Genomic DNA, 16224 nt, shown 5'->3' on the forward strand with positions numbered 1-16224 from the left:
TATGAAACATTCTCCCCGCCTCACGGCGTCAGTGAAGTGAGGACCTCTTCACAGCCGGGCGCACAGCACCAGGGGGAAACACATGAGACAGGCCCGCGCGGACGAGTACGCGCAGTTCGCCGCCGCGCGGGCCGGGCATCTGTACCGGTCGGCGTGTCTGCTGACCGCGGGTGACACTCATCTCGCGGAGGACCTGGTGCAGGAGGCGCTCGGACGGATCTACGTCCGCTGGGGCCGCGTCTGTCTCGTCGGCAACCCCGCGGCGTACGCGCAGACCGTCCTGGTCCGGGTGTTCCTGACCCATCGGCGCCGCCGCAGCAGCAGTGAGCGCGCGACCGACGTGCTGCCGGAGGTGGCCGCCGCCGGTGTCGACACGCCCCTGCGGCTGACGCTGCTCGCCGCCCTCGCCCGGCTGCCCGCCAAGGACCGGGCCGTGGTCGTCCTGCGCTACTGGGAGGACCGCTCCATCGAGGAGACCGCGGAGGTCCTGAACGCCAGCGCGGCCGCCGTCCGCACGCGCTCCACCCGAGCCCTGAAGCAGTTGCGCGGCCTCCTCGGCGAGGACGTCGGCGCCTACGCCCGGCCCTGACCGGCCGGCCTCCTGACTTCCCTTTCGTCCGACCGATTCGTCCGACCCGGAACGGTGGTTGCACCATGCCCGCAGACCAGCACCACGACCCCTTCGAGGAGCGGCTCGCCGCCGTCCTGCACGAGACCGGCGGCGGGTTCGACACCGACCGCACGGCTCTCGCCGCGCGCGGCGCGGTGCGGGGCCGGCGCAAGCGGCTCGTGCGGCGGGCCGCCGTCGCCGGGGGCGCCGCGAGCGTCGTGATCGCCTGTGCGGGCGGGGTGCTGGTCCTGCGACCGGGCGGTACGGCTGCCGAGGCCGTGCCGGCGTCCGTGACGGCTTCCGCCCAGCCGAAGCCGAGCGTCACGGCCACGCCCGCGACCGGCGCGCAGATGATCGCGACCCTCAAGGGGCTGTTGCCCAAGGGTGACTTCAGCGAGGAGCGCGGGCGGGGCACCGAGCCGACCGACCGGCTGAAGGTGCCGGCGCCGTACGCCGGACTCGTCCTCGACGACGGCAAGGGCGCCGCGGCGATCGAGGTCGGCGTGGGCCGGGTGCAGCCGGGCGGCACGGAGGCCCGGCAGGCGGCCCAGTGCCCCGACCGGGTGTACGTCCCGTACGACGCCTGCAAGACGAGTCGGCTCACCGACGGCTCCGTGGTCACCGTGCTCCAGAGGTACGAGTATCCCGACCGCCGGGTGGACACCAAGCTCTGGACCGCCGAGCTGGTCACCCCGACCGGGCAGCACATCACCGTGAGCGAGTGGAACGCGGCCGCCGAGAAGGACAGGCCCGTCACCCGGACCGATCCCCCGCTGAGCCCGGCGCAGTTGACGCGGCTGGCGGCGGCGAAGGAGTGGCGCCCCGTGGCCGACGCCCTCCCCGAGCCCCTCCCCGACCCGGAGCTCCCCGGATCCGACCTGCACGCCCGCACCCACCTGCTGGCCCTGCTGCCGAAGGGACTGAAGGTGACCGACAAGAGCAGCGACGACGGCGACTTCGCCTACGCCGTGGTCGACGACGGCAAGGGCGGCAGCCTGGTCCAGGTCAATGCGCAGCCCGACATGCTGGACTCGGCCGGCGACCTCTTCGGCTCGGGCTCCGAGACCCTGCCCGACGGCACCCGGGTCGCCGTCAAGCAGGGCCCCGGGGACAGGGGCCACCAGGTCATGTGGACGGTCGACACCATGCGCGCCGACGGCAGGCGCGTGGTGATCAGCGCCTTCAACGCCCGCACCCAGAACGAGACCGCGACCCGTGCCACCCCCGCGCTCAGCATCGCCCAGATGCGGAAGATGGCGCTCGACGCCCTCTGGTGGAGCGGCAGTTAGAAGAACTCCGACCACGGCTGGTCCCAGATCTGCTTCACGCACAGGACCAGGAACAGCAGGCCCGCGATCGCCAGCATCGCGTTGCTGAGGGGGCCGTTGCGCCACTCCCTGGGCGTGCGGGAGGTGTTCAGCAGCCACATCAGCGTGCCGGCCAGGAAGGGCAGGAAGGCCGCGCCGAGGACGCCGTAGAGGATGACCAGGCGGAAGGGCTGGCCCTGGAAGAGCAGGACCATCGGGGGGAAGGTCAGCCAGAGCAGGTACACGCGGAAGGGCCAGGAGCGCTCGCGCGAGCCGGAGGCGACCTCCTGGCCGGAGCCCGCCGCGGCCTCGCGGTCGCGGTAGCGCGCCACGAAGTCCGCGAACATCAGGCTCACCCCGTGCCAGACGCCGATCAGCGAGGTGAAGGACGTGGCGAAGAAGCCGATCAGGAAGAACTTGGCGGTCGCCGAGCCGTACTCGTCCTCCAGGATGTCGCTGAGCTGGACCAGCCCCTTGTCGCCGCTCGCGATCGCCACGTCGGCGCTGTGCAGCAGTTCCGCGCCGACGAAGAGCATGGCGACGACGAAGATGCCGGTGGTGATGTAGGCGACCCGGTTGTCGAGGCGCATCACCTTCATCCAGCCGGTGTTGGTCCACCCCTTGGCGTTGACCCAGTAGCCGTAGGCCGCGAGCGTGATCGTGCCGCCGACGCCGCCGATCAGGCCGAGGGTGTTGAGGATCGAGTCCTTCTCGTCGGGCAGGACGGGGAGCAGGCCCGCGAAGGCGTCCGGCAGGTTCGGGGTGACCCGGATCGCCAGGTACACCGTCACCACGAACATGACGCCGACCAGGACCGTCATGACCTTCTCGAAGACCGCGTACTTGTTGAACCAGACGAAGACCAGGCCGACGAGACCGCAGGCGATGGCCCACCCTTCGAGGTCCATCACGTCCGGGAACAGCGCCTGCAGGGGCAGCGCGCTGGACGACATCGCCGCGGCGCCGTACACGAAGCCCCAGATCACCACGTAGACGGCGAAGAACCAGGTGGTCCAGCGGCCCAGGCTCGCCCAGCCGTCGAACAGGGTGCTGCCGGTGGACAGGTGCCAGCGGCCCGCCGCCTCCGCGAGGGAGATCTTGACGAGACAGCCGATCACCGCGGCCCACAGCAGGGTGTAGCCGAAGTTGCTGCCCGCGATGAGCGTGGCGACCAGGTCTCCGGCGCCGACGCCGGTCGCGGCGACGACGATCCCCGGGCCGATGTAGCGCCAACTGGACTTGCGGGGTGCGGAGTTCGCCTCGCCGGTCACTGTCTTGTCCGTGGTGTCCGCCATGAAGGTCAAGAAACCCTAAAGATCGTGGCCCGGCAAGAGGGCGTGCGGTGAAGGAAGTCAGGGGTCGCCGGGGAGACGTCCCTCACGGCGGTCGGCCCCGCGGGTGCCCAGTTCGAACCAGACCGTCTTGCCGGTCCCGTCCCGCTGACAGCCCCAGCGCAGCGCGAGCGCTTCCACCAGGAACATCCCGCGGCCGTTCTCCGCGACCCCGGCGTCCAGGACCTGCGGGGTGCGCCGGCCGGAGTCGGCGACCTCGCAGCGCAGCACGCCGTGCGCGGCGGACAGGGTGAGCGTGAAGCGGCTCGCCGAGTGGAGCAGGGCGTTGGTGGCCAGTTCGCTCACGAGGAGTTCGGCGGTGTCCACCAGGTCGCCCCGCTCGGCGAACCCCCACCCCTCCAACTGCTTGCGGACCTCGGCCCGGGCCTCGCGCACGGCGGAGGGGCAGGGGTCGTACTCGACACTCAAGTGTCCTTCTCCCAGGTGAGGTTGGGGACGGGCGGCGGTTCGTCGAGCCCCCGGCACAGGCGGCGCGGTCCGGCGGCGGATGCTCCGTGATCAGCCGCCCTCCGGGGGTGTGGTCGGAGTCCCCACTGTGGTCCTGGCGCTCAGATATATGCACGTACCGCTCACACCCGTGGGTGCACTTCCCCAAGAGGCACGCCATGGCCCATGGAGCCGCGTACACTCCGCCGGCCCCGCCCCTCAACCACACACAGCCGACGCACAGTTCACGCCATCGCGTCTTTGTTCGCTCTTGACCTGCTCATGCCATAGCCGCACGATGAGCGGCACACCCGCACCGGCAGCACGTCGCAGAACTCGCTGAAACACCCCCGCTCCACTCCCCACTTCCGGAGATCCCGGAATCCCTGGAGAACACAGGAGACTTCATGCGACTTCGCACACGCGGTTCCGGCGCCCGCGGCGGCACCCGCTACGCCGCCCTCGCCGCCGTTCTGGCCCTCGCCCTCGCGGCCCCGCTCTCCGCCAACGCCGACAGCGCCCCGAAGGCGGCACCGGGCACCGAGGACGTCCGCCAGTACGAGATCCACCAGCACTCGACACCCGTGACCCGTACCGCGATCCAGCAGACGGGCGTGACAGTGGACGAGGCCGACGAGGAGACCGTCGTGGTCTCCGGCCGCGCCGACCAGATCCGGAAACTGCGGCAACTCGGCTACGAGGTCACCGCGTTGGGGTCGGCCCCGGCGCAGGCCGCGGAAGGCGGGGCCCGGCTCTACGACTTCCCCTCGGCCGACTCGCGCTACCACAACTACGCCGAGATGAACGCCGAGATCGACCAGCGCCTCGCCGCCTACCCGAACATCATGAGCAAGCGGGTCATCGGCACGTCGTACCAGGGCCGGGACATCGTCGCCATCAAGATCAGCGACAACGTGGCGACCGACGAGGCCGAGCCCGAGGTGCTGTTCACCCACCACCAGCACGCCCGCGAGCACCTCACGGTGGAGATGGCCCTGTACCTGCTGCGCGAACTCGGCGCGGGCTACGGCTCCGACTCCCGGATCACGAACATGGTCAACAGCCGTGAGATCTGGATCATCCCCGACCTCAACCCGGACGGCGGCGAGTACGACATCGCCACCGGTTCCTACCGCTCGTGGCGCAAGAACCGGCAGCCCAACTCCGGTTCGTCGGCGGTCGGTACGGACCTCAACCGCAACTGGGCCTACCGCTGGGGCTGCTGCGGCGGTTCCTCCGGCTCGACGTCCTCCGAGACCTACCGGGGTACGGCGGCCGAGTCGGCACCCGAGGTCAAGGTGGTCGCCAACTTCGTGCGCAGCCGGGTCGTCGGCGGGGTCCAGCAGATCAAGACGAACATCGACTTCCACACGTACAGCGAACTGGTGCTGTGGCCCTACGGGTACACGTACTCCGACACGGCGACCGGGATGACGGCGGACGACAACGCCGTGTTCAAGGCGGTCGGGCAGAAGATGGCCGCGAGCAACGGGTACACCGCGGAGCAGGCGAGCGACCTGTACATCACCGACGGCTCGATCGACGACTATCTCTGGGGCACGCACAAGATCTTCTCGTACACCTTCGAGATGTACCCGACGTCGAGTTCCGGCGGTGGGTTCTACCCGCCCGACGAGGTGATCGAGCGGGAGACCTCGCGCAACCGGGACGCGGTGCTGCAACTGCTGGAGAACTCGGACTGCATGTACCGGTCCATCGGGAAGCAGGCGCAGTACTGCTAGGCCGACTACGGCCCCGCGCCCCTAGTCGGTTTCCGCCGGCTCCTCTTCGAAGTACTCGTCCATGACCGCGTCCAACTGCTCGTCCCACGTGGCGAAGTCGGATCGTGACGCCGCCTCGATCTCGATCGGGTACCAGCGGCGGTCGGGCGTGTGCACCGTGATGGTGAACCGCTTGCCGAAGCGCGGGGACTCCGTCTCGACCGCGCCGATCTCGTCCCAGCGGAACTCGCAGGCCTGGTCGTCGAGGGAGAGGCGGACGCCCCGGTGGTCGGCGACGATCTTCGCGCGCCGGTCGGCGGCCTCGAAGACGGGACCGTCGGGGGTTTCCTCCCCGGCGGTCTCCTCGGCCTCCTCGGAGGCCGCCTCCGTGGCCGTGGGCTCGTCGGTGCCGGCGGCCTCGACGGCGTCCGCCGGCTCGGTGTCCTCCGTCTCGCCGGACACGGGTGCGGTGAGCCCGGGGACGAAGGCCGGGTCGAACCCGGCGCCTTCCAGGGGCTTGCTGCTCGAACCTATGCGCTGCTCCACAGCGGGCAGTATGGTCGACGATCCTGTGCCCGGCACACCCGGCCCCAACATCGTTACCGGACGCCTACATGGGGCCACCGCACCACCACGGACACCCGCGGCCCCGCCGGCCCCACGCACTCCGCCGCTGACGTGGGGCGAGGCCGGAGTCCGCCACGACGGCCCGCGGCGGCGGACTCCGGGACCGTCTACACGAACAGGCTCAGCACCGCGGCCATCACGAAGCCCGCCACCGACAGCACCGACTCCAGCACGGTCCACGTCCTGAGGGTGTCCCGTTCGCTGATGCCGAAGTACTTGGCCACCATCCAGAAGCCCCCGTCGTTGACGTGGGAGGCGAAGATGGAGCCGGCCGAGATGGCCATGATGACGAGGGCGACGAAGGCCTGGGAGTGGTGGCCCTCCGAGAGCAGGGGCGCCACGATGCCCGCCGTGGTGACGATCGCGACGGTCGCCGAGCCCTGGGCCACCCGCAGGACCACCGAGATCAGGTACGACAGCACGAGCACCGGCAGGCCGACGTCGTTGAAGGTGTCCGAGAGCGCCTGGGCGACCCCGCTGGCCTTGAGGACCGCGCCGAAGACGCCGCCCGCGCCGACCACGAGCAGGATGTTGCCGACGGGCTTGAGGGACGCGGTCGACACCCGCTCCAGGGACCTGCGGGACCAGCCGCGGCGGATGCCGAGCAGGTAGTACGCGAGGAGCAGGGCGATCGTCAGCGCCACGAAGGGGCTGCCGAAGAACTCGATCACCGAGCGGCCCGTGGAGGGGTCGAACGCGATCGAGGAGAACGTGGCGGCGAGGATCAGGACCAGGGGCGTACCGATGATGCCGAGGACCGTGCCGAGGGGGACGGGGTCCTCACGCGGCTCGACCCCCTGGGACCGCTGCTCCTCGATGACGGCGAGCCTGGCCTCCGCGGCCGCCTCCACCATGTCCTGCGGCACGGCGACGAAGATGCGGCGGCCGACCCACGCGGAGTAGACCCACGCGGCCAGCACCGCCGGGATGCCGCAGACGACGCCCATCAGGATCACCCAGCCGAGGTCCACATGCAGCAGTCCGGCGGCCGCGACCGGGCCGGGGTGCGGGGGCAGGAAGGCGTGGGTCATCGACAGGCCCGCCAGCAGCGGCAGGCAGTAGAGCAGGATCGACTTGCCGCTGCGCTTCGCCGCCGCGTACACGATCGGCGCGAGCACGAAGATGCCGACGTCGAAGAAGACCGGGATGCCGAAGATGAGACCGGTGAGGCCCATGGCGAGGGGCGCCCGCTTCTCCCCGAAGAGATTCAGCAGCCGGGACGCCAACACCTCCGCCCCGCCGCTGACTTCGAGGATCGCCCCGAGCATGGTGCCCAGGCCGATGATGATCGCGACATGGCCGAGGATGCCGCCCATCCCGGACTCGATGGTGGACACCGCGTCCGACCGCTGGACGGTGCCGAAGAGTTCGGTGACCGAGAGACCCGCGAGCAGGCCGACGGCTATGGAGACGCCGAGCAGGGCGACGAAGGGCTGGAGTCTCACCTTGATGATCAGGAAGAGCAGCAGGGCGATACCGAGGGCGGCGACCGTGAGGAGGCCCGCGGTGCCGTCGATGAGGAGGAGCAGGCCACCGGTGTGCGGGGGTGTCTCGGTGGTCGCGGCGAGCGGTAGGGACATGAAGGGGGGTCCTCTGCGTAAGTGCATGGAGCTTTCGGGCAGGGGGGATCGCGGCACGGCGCCCCGTGGGGTGCCGTGCCGTGCAGGACGTGCGGGAGTTGCGGGAGTCGCGGGAGGTGAGGGAGCGTCAGCCGAGGACGGCGAGCGCGTCGATCTCGATGAGGAGCCCGGCGGGAAGGCCGACGTAGACGGTGGTCCGGGCGGCGGGCGGGGCGGTGAGGCCCTGCTCCTCGAAGTAGGTGTTGTAGATCGAGTTCATCTCGGCGAAGTGGTCCACGTCCGTCAGATAGACGCGGATCATCATCACGTCGTCCCAGGAGGCGCCGCCCTCCTCCAGGATCGCCTTGACGTTGGCGAGGGTCTGGAGCGTCTGCTCGCGCAGGGTGGGACCGGCGGGCGTGGGCGCCTTGCCGTCCTCGGCCGGCAGGAAGCCGACCTGCCCGGCCACCTGGAGGATGTTGCCCTTCCTGACCCCGTGGGAGAACTTCGCGGGCGGGGTGGTGTGCGTCTTGGGAGTGAGTGCGATCTTGTCCGTCATACGGGGTCCTTTGCTGGTGTTCTGCCGGAGTACTCGCCGCTGATGGCATCGGCCGTACGGCGGACCTGTGGGAGGAGGGCGAGGAGTTCCTCGGCGGTGACGACGACGTTGGGCGCGGAGACCGACATCGCGGCGACGACCCTGCCGTCGGCGCCGCGGACGGGGGCCGCGACGCAGTTGATGGACTCCTCGTGGCCACCGAGGTCGGTGGCCCAGCCCTGTTCGCGCACCCGCTCCAACTCCTTCAGGAACGCGGGGGCGTTGGGGGTCGAACGGGCCGTGTACAGGGGGTATTCGAGCTTGTCCGCGAGGGCCTGCCGCTCGGCCTCGGGAAGGTCCGCGAGCAGCAGCTTGGCGACCGCGGCGACGGTGATGGCCACCGGTTTGCCGATCCGCGAGTACATCCGCACGGGGTAGCGGCTCTCGACCTTGTCGATGTAGAGCACCTCGTCCTCCTCGTACACGGCGAGGTGGACGGTGTGACCGCACTGCTCGTTCAGCCGTACGAGGTGGGGGTGGGCGATCTCGCGGATGTCGAGGTTCTCCATCGCCTCCTGGGCGAGCGCGATGAGGCGGGCGCCGAGGCGGTAGCGCTGGTCGGACTGCCGGTAGACCATGCCGTGTTCGTGGAGCGTGCGGAGGAGTCGCAGCGCGGTGGACTTGTGGACGCCGAGGCGCTCGGCGACCTGCCCGAGGTCGGCGGGGCCCTCGGCGAGCAGCGGCAGGATGCTCAGTGCTCGGTCGACGGTCTGGCTCATGGGGTGCGTACCTCCTCCGGGGCCGGGTCGGCTTGGGTCCAGCCGGGGCCGAGTCGAAGTGTCCCCCAGGTGTCGTCCCCGACGGCGACGAGGCGGTCGGCGTGTGCGCGTGCGGGGGGCGCGGCGAGGTCGCCGGGGGCGGTGAGGGCGGCGGCGGCCCAGAGGTGGCCGTGGCGGAGGCGGTCCCGGAGGGGGAGTTCGCGCAGGGTCGCGGAGAGGAACCCCGCGGCGAAGGCGTCACCGGCGCCGGTGGTGGCCACGACGTCGACGGCGAGGGCGGGGACGAAAATGCTCGACGTCGACTGGGACCTGCCCAGGGGCGCGGGGCCGTGTCGATATGCGGCTCCGCCGCGGGGCGCGACCAGCCCCCGCTCAGCCGCAGCCGAAACGAATGCGGTAGCCCCCTTCCCTCCTTGCTTCACCACCAGCACCGAAGGCTCGGGCAACACCGCACGAACAGCCGCCGGACCGCCCACGACCCCCCAGACCTCCTCCGCCTCGTCCTCCCCCACGAACACGATGTCGGCCCGCCGGGCCAGCTCCAGCAGCACCCGCGGACCGTCCGCGTCACGCCACAACCCGGCCCGGTGATTGACGTCGAAGGAGACAAGGGGACGCTCAGGACCGGGAGCCGTGAGCTCACGCAGCAACGACAGACACGTGTCCGACAAGGCGGCCGTGATCCCCGAGAGGTGCAGCACCCGCCCCGCCCGTGCCGCCGAGAGGTCCACGTTCTCCACCGACATCGCCGAAGCCGCCGACCCCGCCCGGTAGTACGCCACCTCATGCGCGTCCGTGGCCCGGTCCCCCGCCGTACGGAAGTACACCCCCGTGGGCCGCGCAGGATCACGACCGACGGAGGAGACATCGACCCCGTACCCCCCGACCGTCTCGACCAGGTGATCCCCGAACCCGTCGGCCCCGACCCGGCTGACCCACCGCACCGCGAAGCCGGCGGCGGCCAGCCCGCACGCCACGTTCGACTCCGCCCCGCCGATCGCCCGGTCGAAAGAGGGCACGTCGGCGAGTCGGCCGGGCCGAGTGGGCAGGAACGTGACCATGGACTCGCCGAGCGCGACGACGTCCACGGCGTCGGGGGGCTTCACGATGGTCGTAGCTCCTTCATTGACCCGGCGTTGGCGTGGATGTTAGACAGCAGTCAGCGATATACGCAATGGACGTTGCACACACTGCAACGCACCTTCAGGGAGGCCCTTGTGTCCGGCACCGAAGCGCTCGCCCGCCTCGCGGAGGACCGTGTCGACCACCGCTTCAAGGGCCTGCCACCGGACGCGGACGGCATGACCGTCGCCGAGCTGACCGCTCAGCGCCGCAACCTCTTCACCGACGGCTTCACGACCCCCGTGCTCGCCCTCTCCGCCGAGCGCCTGGAGCACAACCTCGCGCTCATGGAGACGTACGCGGCCCGCCACGGCCTCGCCTTCGCGCCGCACGGCAAGACGACCATGGCCCCCCAGCTCTTCCGCCGCCAGATCGAGCGCGGCGCCTGGGGCATCACCCTGGCCGTCCCGCACCAGGTGCGCGTCGCGCGGGCGTACGGCGTCCAGCGGGTCTTCCTCGCGAACGAACTGGTGGACCCGGCGGCCCTGAGGTGGGTCGCCGGCGAGCTGGCGAGCGACGCGAGCTTCCGCTTCGTCTGTTACGTCGACTCCGTGCGCGCGGTCGAGCTGATGGACGCGGCCCTGCGGGGGACCGCCCGCCCCCTGGACGTCGTCGTCGAGCTGGCCGCAGGGGAGGGCGCCCGCACCGGTGTCCGTACGGAGGCGGAGTGCGCGGCGGTCGCCGACGCGGTCGCGGCCACCGGGACGCTGCGGCTCGTCGGCGTCGCCGGGTACGAGGGCGAGGTTCCCGGGGCGGACCCGGAGCGGGTGCACGCCTGGCTGCGCCGACTCGCCGCCCTGGCCGTCGACTTCGACAAGGCGGGACGCTTCGCCGCGGAAGGGCTCGACGAGATCGTGGTCAGCGCGGGCGGCAGCGCCTGGTTCGACGCGGTCGCCGACGTCTTCGCGGAGATCCCCGAACTCTCGCGCCCCGTCCTGAAGTTGCTCCGCTCCGGCGCCTACGTCTCGCACGACGACGGCCACTACCGCAAGGTGACCCCCTTCAACCGGATCCCCGAGGAGGGCGCCCTGGAGCCGGCGTTCCGCCTGTGGGCGCAGATCGTCTCCCGCCCCTCCCCCGAACAGGCCTTCGCCAACGCGGGCAAGCGGGACGCGGCCCACGACCTCGACCTCCCCTTCGCACAGGTGGTCCGCCGGGACGGCGTCGAGCGCCCGGCCGGCGGCGTCGAGGTGACCGCCCTCTCCGACCAGCACGCCTGGCTGGCCACGGCCCCCGAGGCCGACCTGGAGGTCGGCGACTGGCTGGGCCTCGGCCTCTCCCACCCGTGCACGTCCTTCGACAAGTGGCAGCTGATCCCGGTGGCGGAGGCCGACGGCACGGTCGTCGAATACATCCGCACGTTCTTCTGAGACGCGATCCGAGACGCGAAGGGACTCCGGCGATGGAAGAGCTCGTCATCAGGGACGCGGACGTCGTCGACGGCAGCGGCGGCTTCTCGTACCGCGCCGACGTGGTCGTCGACGGCGGCCGGATCGTCTCGATCGTCAAGGAGGCCGCCGAGGCCGGGTGCCAACGGCCCAAGGCGCGGCGGGAGCTGGACGCCGAGGGGCTCGTCCTGGCCCCCGGCTTCATCGACATGCACGCGCACAGCGACCTGGCCCTGCTGCGCGACCCCGACCACAGCGCCAAGGCCGCGCAGGGGGTCACACTCGAAGTGCTGGGCCAGGACGGGCTGTCGTACGCGCCGGTCGACGACCGCACTCTGGAGGAGGTCCGCCGCGCCGTCACCGGCTGGAACGGCTACGGCGACGACATCGACTTCGACTGGCGGTCGGTGGGCGAGTACCTGGACCGCCTCGACCGCGGGATCGCCGTCAACGCGGCCTATCTGATCCCCCAGGGCACGCTCCGCGCGCTCGTCGTCGGCTGGGAGGACCGCGAGGCGACTCCACAGGAGCTGGGCCGTATGCGCCGGCTGGTCGCGGAGGGCATGGAACAGGGCGCGCTCGGCATGTCCTCGGGCCTGACCTACACCCCCGGCATGTACGCCCCGGACGCCGAACTCACCGAGCTGTGCCGGGTGGTGGCCGAGTACGGCGGCTACTACTGCCCCCACCACCGCTCGTACGGGGCGGGCGCGTTGCAGGCGTACGAGGAGATGGTCACCCTGGCCCGGGAGGCCGGCTGCGCCCTCCATCTCGCCCACGCCACCATGAACTTCGGCGTGAACAAGGGCCGGGCGCCCGAGCTGCTCGCCCTCCTGGACGAGGCGCTGGCGTCGGGCGCCGACATCAGCCTGGACACCTACCCCTACACGCCCGGCGCGACGACCCTCGCGGCGCTGCTGCCGAGCTGGGCGGGCGAGGGCGGCCCCGAGGCGGTCCTGAAGCGGCTGGCGGACGACGACACGGCCGAGCGGATCCGGCACCACATGGAGGCCGTCGGGGCGGACGGCTGCCACGGCGTGCCCGTCGAGTGGGACACCGTCGAGATCTCGGGTGTCGGCGACGCGGCCCTCGCGGACTTCGTCGGCCGGACGGTCGCGGAGTCGGCCCGGCTGCGCGGCGAGAGCCCCTGGACGACGGCCCGCGGGCTCCTGCTCGCCGACCGGCTGGCCCCGTCGATCCTGCAGCACGTCGGCCACGAGGAGAACGTCCGCACGATCATGCGGCACCCGGTGCACACCGGGGGCTCCGACGGCATCCTGCAGGGAGCCAAGCCGCATCCGCGGGCGTACGGCACGTTCCCGCGCTATCTCGGCACGTATGTACGGGAGTTGGGCGTCCTGTCCCTGGAGGAGTGCGTCGCGCACCTCACCTCGCGCCCGGCGTCCCGGCTGCGGCTGCCGGACCGCGGCCTGGTCAGGGAGGGATACCGCGCGGACCTGGTCCTCTTCGACCCGCGGACGGTGGCCCCGGGGTCGACCTTCGACGACCCGCGCAGGCTGCCGACCGGCATCCCGCACGTCCTGGTCGACGGCAGGTTCGTGATCGAGGACGGCCGGCGCACGGACGTCCTGGCGGGGCGGGCGGTCCGTCGCAGTCCCATGTGACGGAACGCCTCGCGCCTTACGGGTCGGCCGTTACGGCTTGGGCAGGGTGCAGGTGCTCGCGTTCAGGTTGAGCTGGTTGCCGGTCGTGAAGCAGGCCGGGATGTTGTAGATCTCCTCGGCGTAGTTGATGCCCTCGCGGACGGTGACGTTGCCGTTCGCGTCGACCTCGCACGGGTTGTTCTCCGTGCAGCGCTCGCCGTCCTCGTTGCCGGTGTTGTTGACGGCGACGACCTTGCCGGTGGACTGGTCGATGACGGGCGAGCCCGAGGTGCCGCCGATGGTCTGGCAGGCGGAGGTGTAGCGGACCGAGTCCTTCCAGGTCCAGTCGCCCTCCTTCAGGCGGTACACGAACCCGTCGATGTTGCAGCTGTAGAGCCGCTTCCAGTAGCCGGAGGCCACCGTGATGGCGGTCCCTGCGGTCGGGTGCGTGTCCTGCACGGTGAGCGCGGAGATGCCGTACGAGCTCTTGATCGACGCGTACGTGCTGGTGAGCTGGTAGATCGACACGTCCGTGTCGGTCATCGTCCCGTAGGCGAGCTTGCTGGCGCGCAGGGTCGCGACCCGGGTGCCGGAGGAGTTGAGCAGCCCGAAGGTGCGGCTGGACGCCTGGTTGGTGAGCACCTCGCCCGGCTCGGGGAAGCCGGTGGTGAGGCAGTGCCCGTTGCTGAGCACCAGCGCCGGGTCGGTGTCCAGGGAGTTCGGGAACCGGATGACCGAACCGGAACAGTTGCTGAGCGAGACGGTCCCGGCGAGGGTCACGGCCTTGAGCCCCGGCGACGGTGACGTGACCTGCGACAGGGCCGCGGTGGCGGACGTGACCACGTCGTGGACCACGGAGACGGGGGTGTCCGTGTCGACGCTCTTGCCGACACTCGATGCGGTGGGCTCGGCGGCCACCGCGGGTGCCGCGCCTATCCCGGCCAGGGCCAGGGCGCTGAGCGCGGCGACGAGAGGCTTTCTCATGTGGGGGTCCCCTCTTGCGACTTGGGCGGCCGGAAATCTTCCGGCCGCCCGTGAGTTTGTCATGAACATTGTGAAGAAGGGTGGTCGCTTGGGCAAGAAGCTGTGCCGAGCCCGCGCCTCTCGACGGGCGACACCTCCACATCCGGGACAGCGCGCACCCCCCGCTGCCCGTTCGACGAGATCAACTTACCCAGTCGCAGGGCTACTTGGGCTTTTTCGTACTGCCCTGTCCGCGTCCCTTGCCGTCGGAGTTCCCCGGGCCGTCGGCGCCGGTCGTGGCGGAGCTCGCCGAAGGGGTGGGCGAGGTACCGGAGGAGGCCCGGGCCGACGGGCTCCCGCTCGTCCGCGGGTCCCCGGACGCGTCCAGGGAGGGGCTCGCGCCGGACGCGTCCGCGCCGGACGCCGACCCGCCGGAGGCCGCCGCTCCCGGCGCCGCCGGGAGGGCGGAGGAGGCCGGGTCCGTGGCGTCACCCGTCTCCGCGGATGCCGAGGTGGTACCGCTCGCCGGGTCCCGCCCGGACTCGGAGGAGGAGCCCGACAGGGACAGCCCCGCGATCAGCGCCGCCGCCCCCACGGCCCCCACGGCTCCGAAGGCCACGACCACCCGGCGTGAGCGCCGACCGCGCCCGCCGCGAGCGGCCCGGCGCCGGGCGGCGCGGCCTGCGGAATCCGGCCCGCCCGGCTCCCGGCCGCCGGACTCCGGGCCGGCGGGCCCGACCCGGGGAAGCTCGGCCGTCGCGTCGTACGCGGTCTGCCAGCCGTGCGCGGCCGCGGGGTCCGGGAACTCCTCGTACGCCGGGGCCGCAGCGGGCTGCGGCTGATAGACGTTCGGCGCCCCGGACTCGTATTCGACTGGCCTCGACATGGCGACGGATTCTAGGGACGGATGAGGCGCCTGGGACAGCTACCGGCGATAACAACCCAAACCGACGCGTCTCACGTGGCGGAAAACACGACCCGTGAGGCGTTACCGGGCCGTAAGCTCCCAGACATGCAGGTGATCCAGTCGACCAAGCTCGCCAATGTCTGTTACGAGATCCGGGGCCCGGTTCTCGAGGAGGCGATGCGCCTGGAAGCGGCCGGGCACCGCATCCTCAAGCTGAACACGGGCAACCCGGCCGCCTTCGGGTTCGAGGCACCGCCGGAGATCCTGGAGGACGTCCTCCGCAACGTCTCCACGGCCCACGGGTACGGCGACGCCAAGGGACTGCTCGCCGCGCGCCGGGCCGTCGTCATGCACAACCAGACCCTCGGCATCGAGACCGACGTCGAGCACGTCTTCATCGGCAACGGCGTCTCCGAGCTGATCGTGATGGCGATGCAGGGCCTGCTCGACGACGGCGACGAGGTCCTCGTACCGGCCCCCGACTACCCGCTGTGGACGGCCGCCGTGTCCCTGTCCGGCGGTACGGCCGTGCACTACCGCTGCGACGAGCAGGCGGACTGGATGCCCGACCTCGCGGACGTGGAGCGGAAGGTCACCGACCGCACCAAGGCGATCGTCATCATCAACCCCAACAACCCCACGGGCGCGGTCTACGACGAGACCATGATCAAGGGGCTGACGGACATCGCCCGCCGGCACAACCTGCTGGTCTGCTCGGACGAGATCTACGACAAGATCCTCTACGACGGCGCCACGCACACCCCGACCGCCGCGGTCGCCCCCGACCTGCTGACCCTCACCTTCAACGGCATGTCCAAGGCCTACCGGGTGGCGGGCTACCGGGTGGGCTGGATGTCGATCTCCGGCCCGCGCGCACACGCCGACTCCTACATCGAGGGCCTGACCGTCCTGGCCAACATGCGCCTGTGCGCGAACATGCCGGGACAGCACGGGGTGGTCGCCGCGCTCAGCGGACGGCAGTCGATCCAGGACCTGGTGCTGCCGGGCGGGCGGCTGGTCGAGCAGCGGGACGTGGCGTACGAGCTGCTGACCCAGATCCCCGGCGTGAGCTGCGTGAAGCCGAAGGGGGCGCTGTACCTCTTCCCGCGGCTCGACCCCAAGGTCTTCAAGATCAAGGACGACCGGCGGATGGTGCTGGACCTGCTGCGCCAGGAGAAGATCATGGTCGTCCAGGGCTCCGGCTTCAACTGGCCCGAGCCCGACCACTTCCGGGTGGTGACGCTGCCGACGACCGGGGACCTGCGGGACGCGGTGGGGCGGATCGGGAACTTCCTGGACGGGTACGGGCAGCCGTAAACCT

At 71.0% G+C, this 16224-nt stretch carries 15 protein-coding genes; 6 read left to right on the forward strand and 9 right to left on the reverse strand.

Annotation, left to right across the window (positions count from 1 at the left end; translation table 11 throughout):
* The first annotated feature begins 82 nt into the window (after nt 1-82).
* Entirely contained in the window at nt 83-589 is a 507-nt protein-coding gene (locus RKD20_RS16240; RefSeq protein ID WP_424878353.1) for a SigE family RNA polymerase sigma factor, read from the forward strand.
* Between the two features lie 65 nt (nt 590-654).
* The gene (locus RKD20_RS16245; RefSeq protein ID WP_424878354.1) at nt 655-1899 is read left to right on the forward strand and encodes a hypothetical protein; all 1245 of its coding nucleotides are present in this window, start codon (nt 655-657) and stop codon (nt 1897-1899) included.
* Here RKD20_RS16245 and RKD20_RS16250 read toward each other — a convergent pair.
* Together RKD20_RS16250 and RKD20_RS16255 are read right to left on the reverse strand one after the other, a co-directional pair.
* Complete coding sequence (locus RKD20_RS16250) at nt 1896-3212, reverse strand: Nramp family divalent metal transporter (protein ID WP_424878355.1); 1317 nt, start codon at nt 3210-3212, stop codon at nt 1896-1898. The genes RKD20_RS16245 and RKD20_RS16250 overlap by 4 nt on opposite strands.
* Before the next feature lie 57 nt (nt 3213-3269).
* The gene (locus RKD20_RS16255; protein ID WP_424878356.1) at nt 3270-3677 is read right to left on the reverse strand and encodes an ATP-binding protein; all 408 of its coding nucleotides are present in this window, start codon (nt 3675-3677) and stop codon (nt 3270-3272) included.
* 425 nt (nt 3678-4102) lie between these two features.
* Between RKD20_RS16255 and RKD20_RS16260 the strand changes: the two genes are divergently transcribed.
* Nucleotides 4103-5437: a M14 family metallopeptidase gene (locus RKD20_RS16260; protein WP_424878357.1), complete on the forward strand. Its 1335-nt coding sequence runs from the start codon at nt 4103-4105 to the stop codon at nt 5435-5437.
* 21 nt (nt 5438-5458) lie between these two features.
* Here the strand turns inward: RKD20_RS16260 and RKD20_RS16265 are convergent, their stop codons facing one another.
* The 5 genes from RKD20_RS16265 to RKD20_RS16285 all read right to left on the reverse strand — a co-directional run bounded on the left by RKD20_RS16265 (nt 5459) and on the right by RKD20_RS16285 (nt 9980).
* Nucleotides 5459-5962: a hypothetical protein gene (locus RKD20_RS16265; RefSeq protein WP_424878358.1), complete on the reverse strand. Its 504-nt coding sequence runs from the start codon at nt 5960-5962 to the stop codon at nt 5459-5461.
* A gap of 188 nt (nt 5963-6150) precedes the next feature.
* Nucleotides 6151-7623 (reverse strand): GntP family permease, encoded by a 1473-nt coding sequence (locus RKD20_RS16270; RefSeq protein ID WP_424878359.1) that lies wholly within the window; start codon nt 7621-7623, stop codon nt 6151-6153.
* Between the two features lie 127 nt (nt 7624-7750).
* Complete coding sequence (locus RKD20_RS16275; RefSeq protein WP_424878360.1) at nt 7751-8161, reverse strand: RidA family protein; 411 nt, start codon at nt 8159-8161, stop codon at nt 7751-7753.
* Nucleotides 8158-8919 carry an IclR family transcriptional regulator gene (locus tag RKD20_RS16280; RefSeq protein WP_424878361.1) on the reverse strand — a complete coding sequence of 254 codons (762 nt, stop codon included), beginning with the start codon at nt 8917-8919 and terminating at the stop codon, nt 8158-8160. The genes RKD20_RS16275 and RKD20_RS16280 overlap by 4 nt, the downstream gene beginning before the upstream one ends.
* Complete coding sequence (locus RKD20_RS16285; RefSeq protein WP_424883229.1) at nt 8916-9980, reverse strand: sugar kinase; 1065 nt, start codon at nt 9978-9980, stop codon at nt 8916-8918. Before RKD20_RS16285 ends, RKD20_RS16280 begins: the two co-directional genes overlap by 4 nt.
* Nucleotides 9981-10136: 156 nt before the next feature.
* Here RKD20_RS16285 and RKD20_RS16290 point away from each other — a divergent pair, with 156 nt between their 5' ends.
* Both RKD20_RS16290 and RKD20_RS16295 read left to right on the forward strand, forming a co-directional pair.
* Entirely contained in the window at nt 10137-11411 is a 1275-nt protein-coding gene (locus tag RKD20_RS16290; RefSeq protein ID WP_424878362.1) for an amino acid deaminase, read from the forward strand.
* 32 nt (nt 11412-11443) lie between these two features.
* The gene (locus RKD20_RS16295) at nt 11444-13054 is read left to right on the forward strand and encodes an N-acyl-D-amino-acid deacylase family protein (protein ID WP_424878363.1); all 1611 of its coding nucleotides are present in this window, start codon (nt 11444-11446) and stop codon (nt 13052-13054) included.
* Nucleotides 13055-13084: 30 nt separating this feature from the next.
* Here the strand turns inward: RKD20_RS16295 and RKD20_RS16300 are convergent, their stop codons facing one another.
* Together RKD20_RS16300 and RKD20_RS16305 are read right to left on the reverse strand one after the other, a co-directional pair.
* Nucleotides 13085-14017, reverse strand: coding sequence for a S1 family peptidase (locus RKD20_RS16300; RefSeq protein WP_424878364.1), 933 nt, complete (start codon nt 14015-14017; stop codon nt 13085-13087).
* A gap of 202 nt (nt 14018-14219) precedes the next feature.
* Complete coding sequence (locus RKD20_RS16305) at nt 14220-14882, reverse strand: hypothetical protein (RefSeq protein WP_424878365.1); 663 nt, start codon at nt 14880-14882, stop codon at nt 14220-14222.
* A 126-nt stretch (nt 14883-15008) separates the two neighbouring features.
* On the opposite strand from RKD20_RS16305, the gene RKD20_RS16310 reads away from it, so the two are divergent.
* Nucleotides 15009-16220, forward strand: a complete 1212-nt coding sequence (locus RKD20_RS16310) for a pyridoxal phosphate-dependent aminotransferase (RefSeq protein WP_424878366.1) — start codon at nt 15009-15011, stop codon at nt 16218-16220.
* The last annotated feature ends 4 nt before the right edge of the window (nt 16221-16224 follow it).

This window comes from Streptomyces sp. SLBN-8D4, assembly GCF_049739545.1.
Classification (GTDB): Bacteria; Actinomycetota; Actinomycetes; order Streptomycetales; family Streptomycetaceae; genus Streptomyces; species Streptomyces canus_C.

What these genes read in the sequence shown, in the direction of transcription:
- RKD20_RS16240 (WP_424878353.1), top strand. Translation starts at nt 83, where the DNA reads ATGAGACAGGCCCGCGCGGACGAGTACGCGCAGTTCGCCGCCGCGCGG.
- RKD20_RS16245 (WP_424878354.1), top strand. Translation starts at nt 655, where the DNA reads ATGCCCGCAGACCAGCACCACGACCCCTTCGAGGAGCGGCTCGCCGCC.
- RKD20_RS16250 (WP_424878355.1), bottom strand. Translation starts at nt 3,212, where the DNA reads ATGGCGGACACCACGGACAAGACAGTGACCGGCGAGGCGAACTCCGCA.
- RKD20_RS16260 (WP_424878357.1), top strand. Translation starts at nt 4,103, where the DNA reads ATGCGACTTCGCACACGCGGTTCCGGCGCCCGCGGCGGCACCCGCTAC.
- RKD20_RS16270 (WP_424878359.1), bottom strand. Translation starts at nt 7,623, where the DNA reads ATGTCCCTACCGCTCGCCGCGACCACCGAGACACCCCCGCACACCGGT.
- RKD20_RS16275 (WP_424878360.1), bottom strand. Translation starts at nt 8,161, where the DNA reads ATGACGGACAAGATCGCACTCACTCCCAAGACGCACACCACCCCGCCC.
- RKD20_RS16280 (WP_424878361.1), bottom strand. Translation starts at nt 8,919, where the DNA reads ATGAGCCAGACCGTCGACCGAGCACTGAGCATCCTGCCGCTGCTCGCC.
- RKD20_RS16285 (WP_424883229.1), bottom strand. Translation starts at nt 9,980, where the DNA reads ATGGTCACGTTCCTGCCCACTCGGCCCGGCCGACTCGCCGACGTGCCC.
- RKD20_RS16295 (WP_424878363.1), top strand. Translation starts at nt 11,444, where the DNA reads ATGGAAGAGCTCGTCATCAGGGACGCGGACGTCGTCGACGGCAGCGGC.
- RKD20_RS16300 (WP_424878364.1), bottom strand. Translation starts at nt 14,017, where the DNA reads ATGAGAAAGCCTCTCGTCGCCGCGCTCAGCGCCCTGGCCCTGGCCGGG.
- RKD20_RS16305 (WP_424878365.1), bottom strand. Translation starts at nt 14,882, where the DNA reads ATGTCGAGGCCAGTCGAATACGAGTCCGGGGCGCCGAACGTCTATCAG.
- RKD20_RS16310 (WP_424878366.1), top strand. Translation starts at nt 15,009, where the DNA reads ATGCAGGTGATCCAGTCGACCAAGCTCGCCAATGTCTGTTACGAGATC.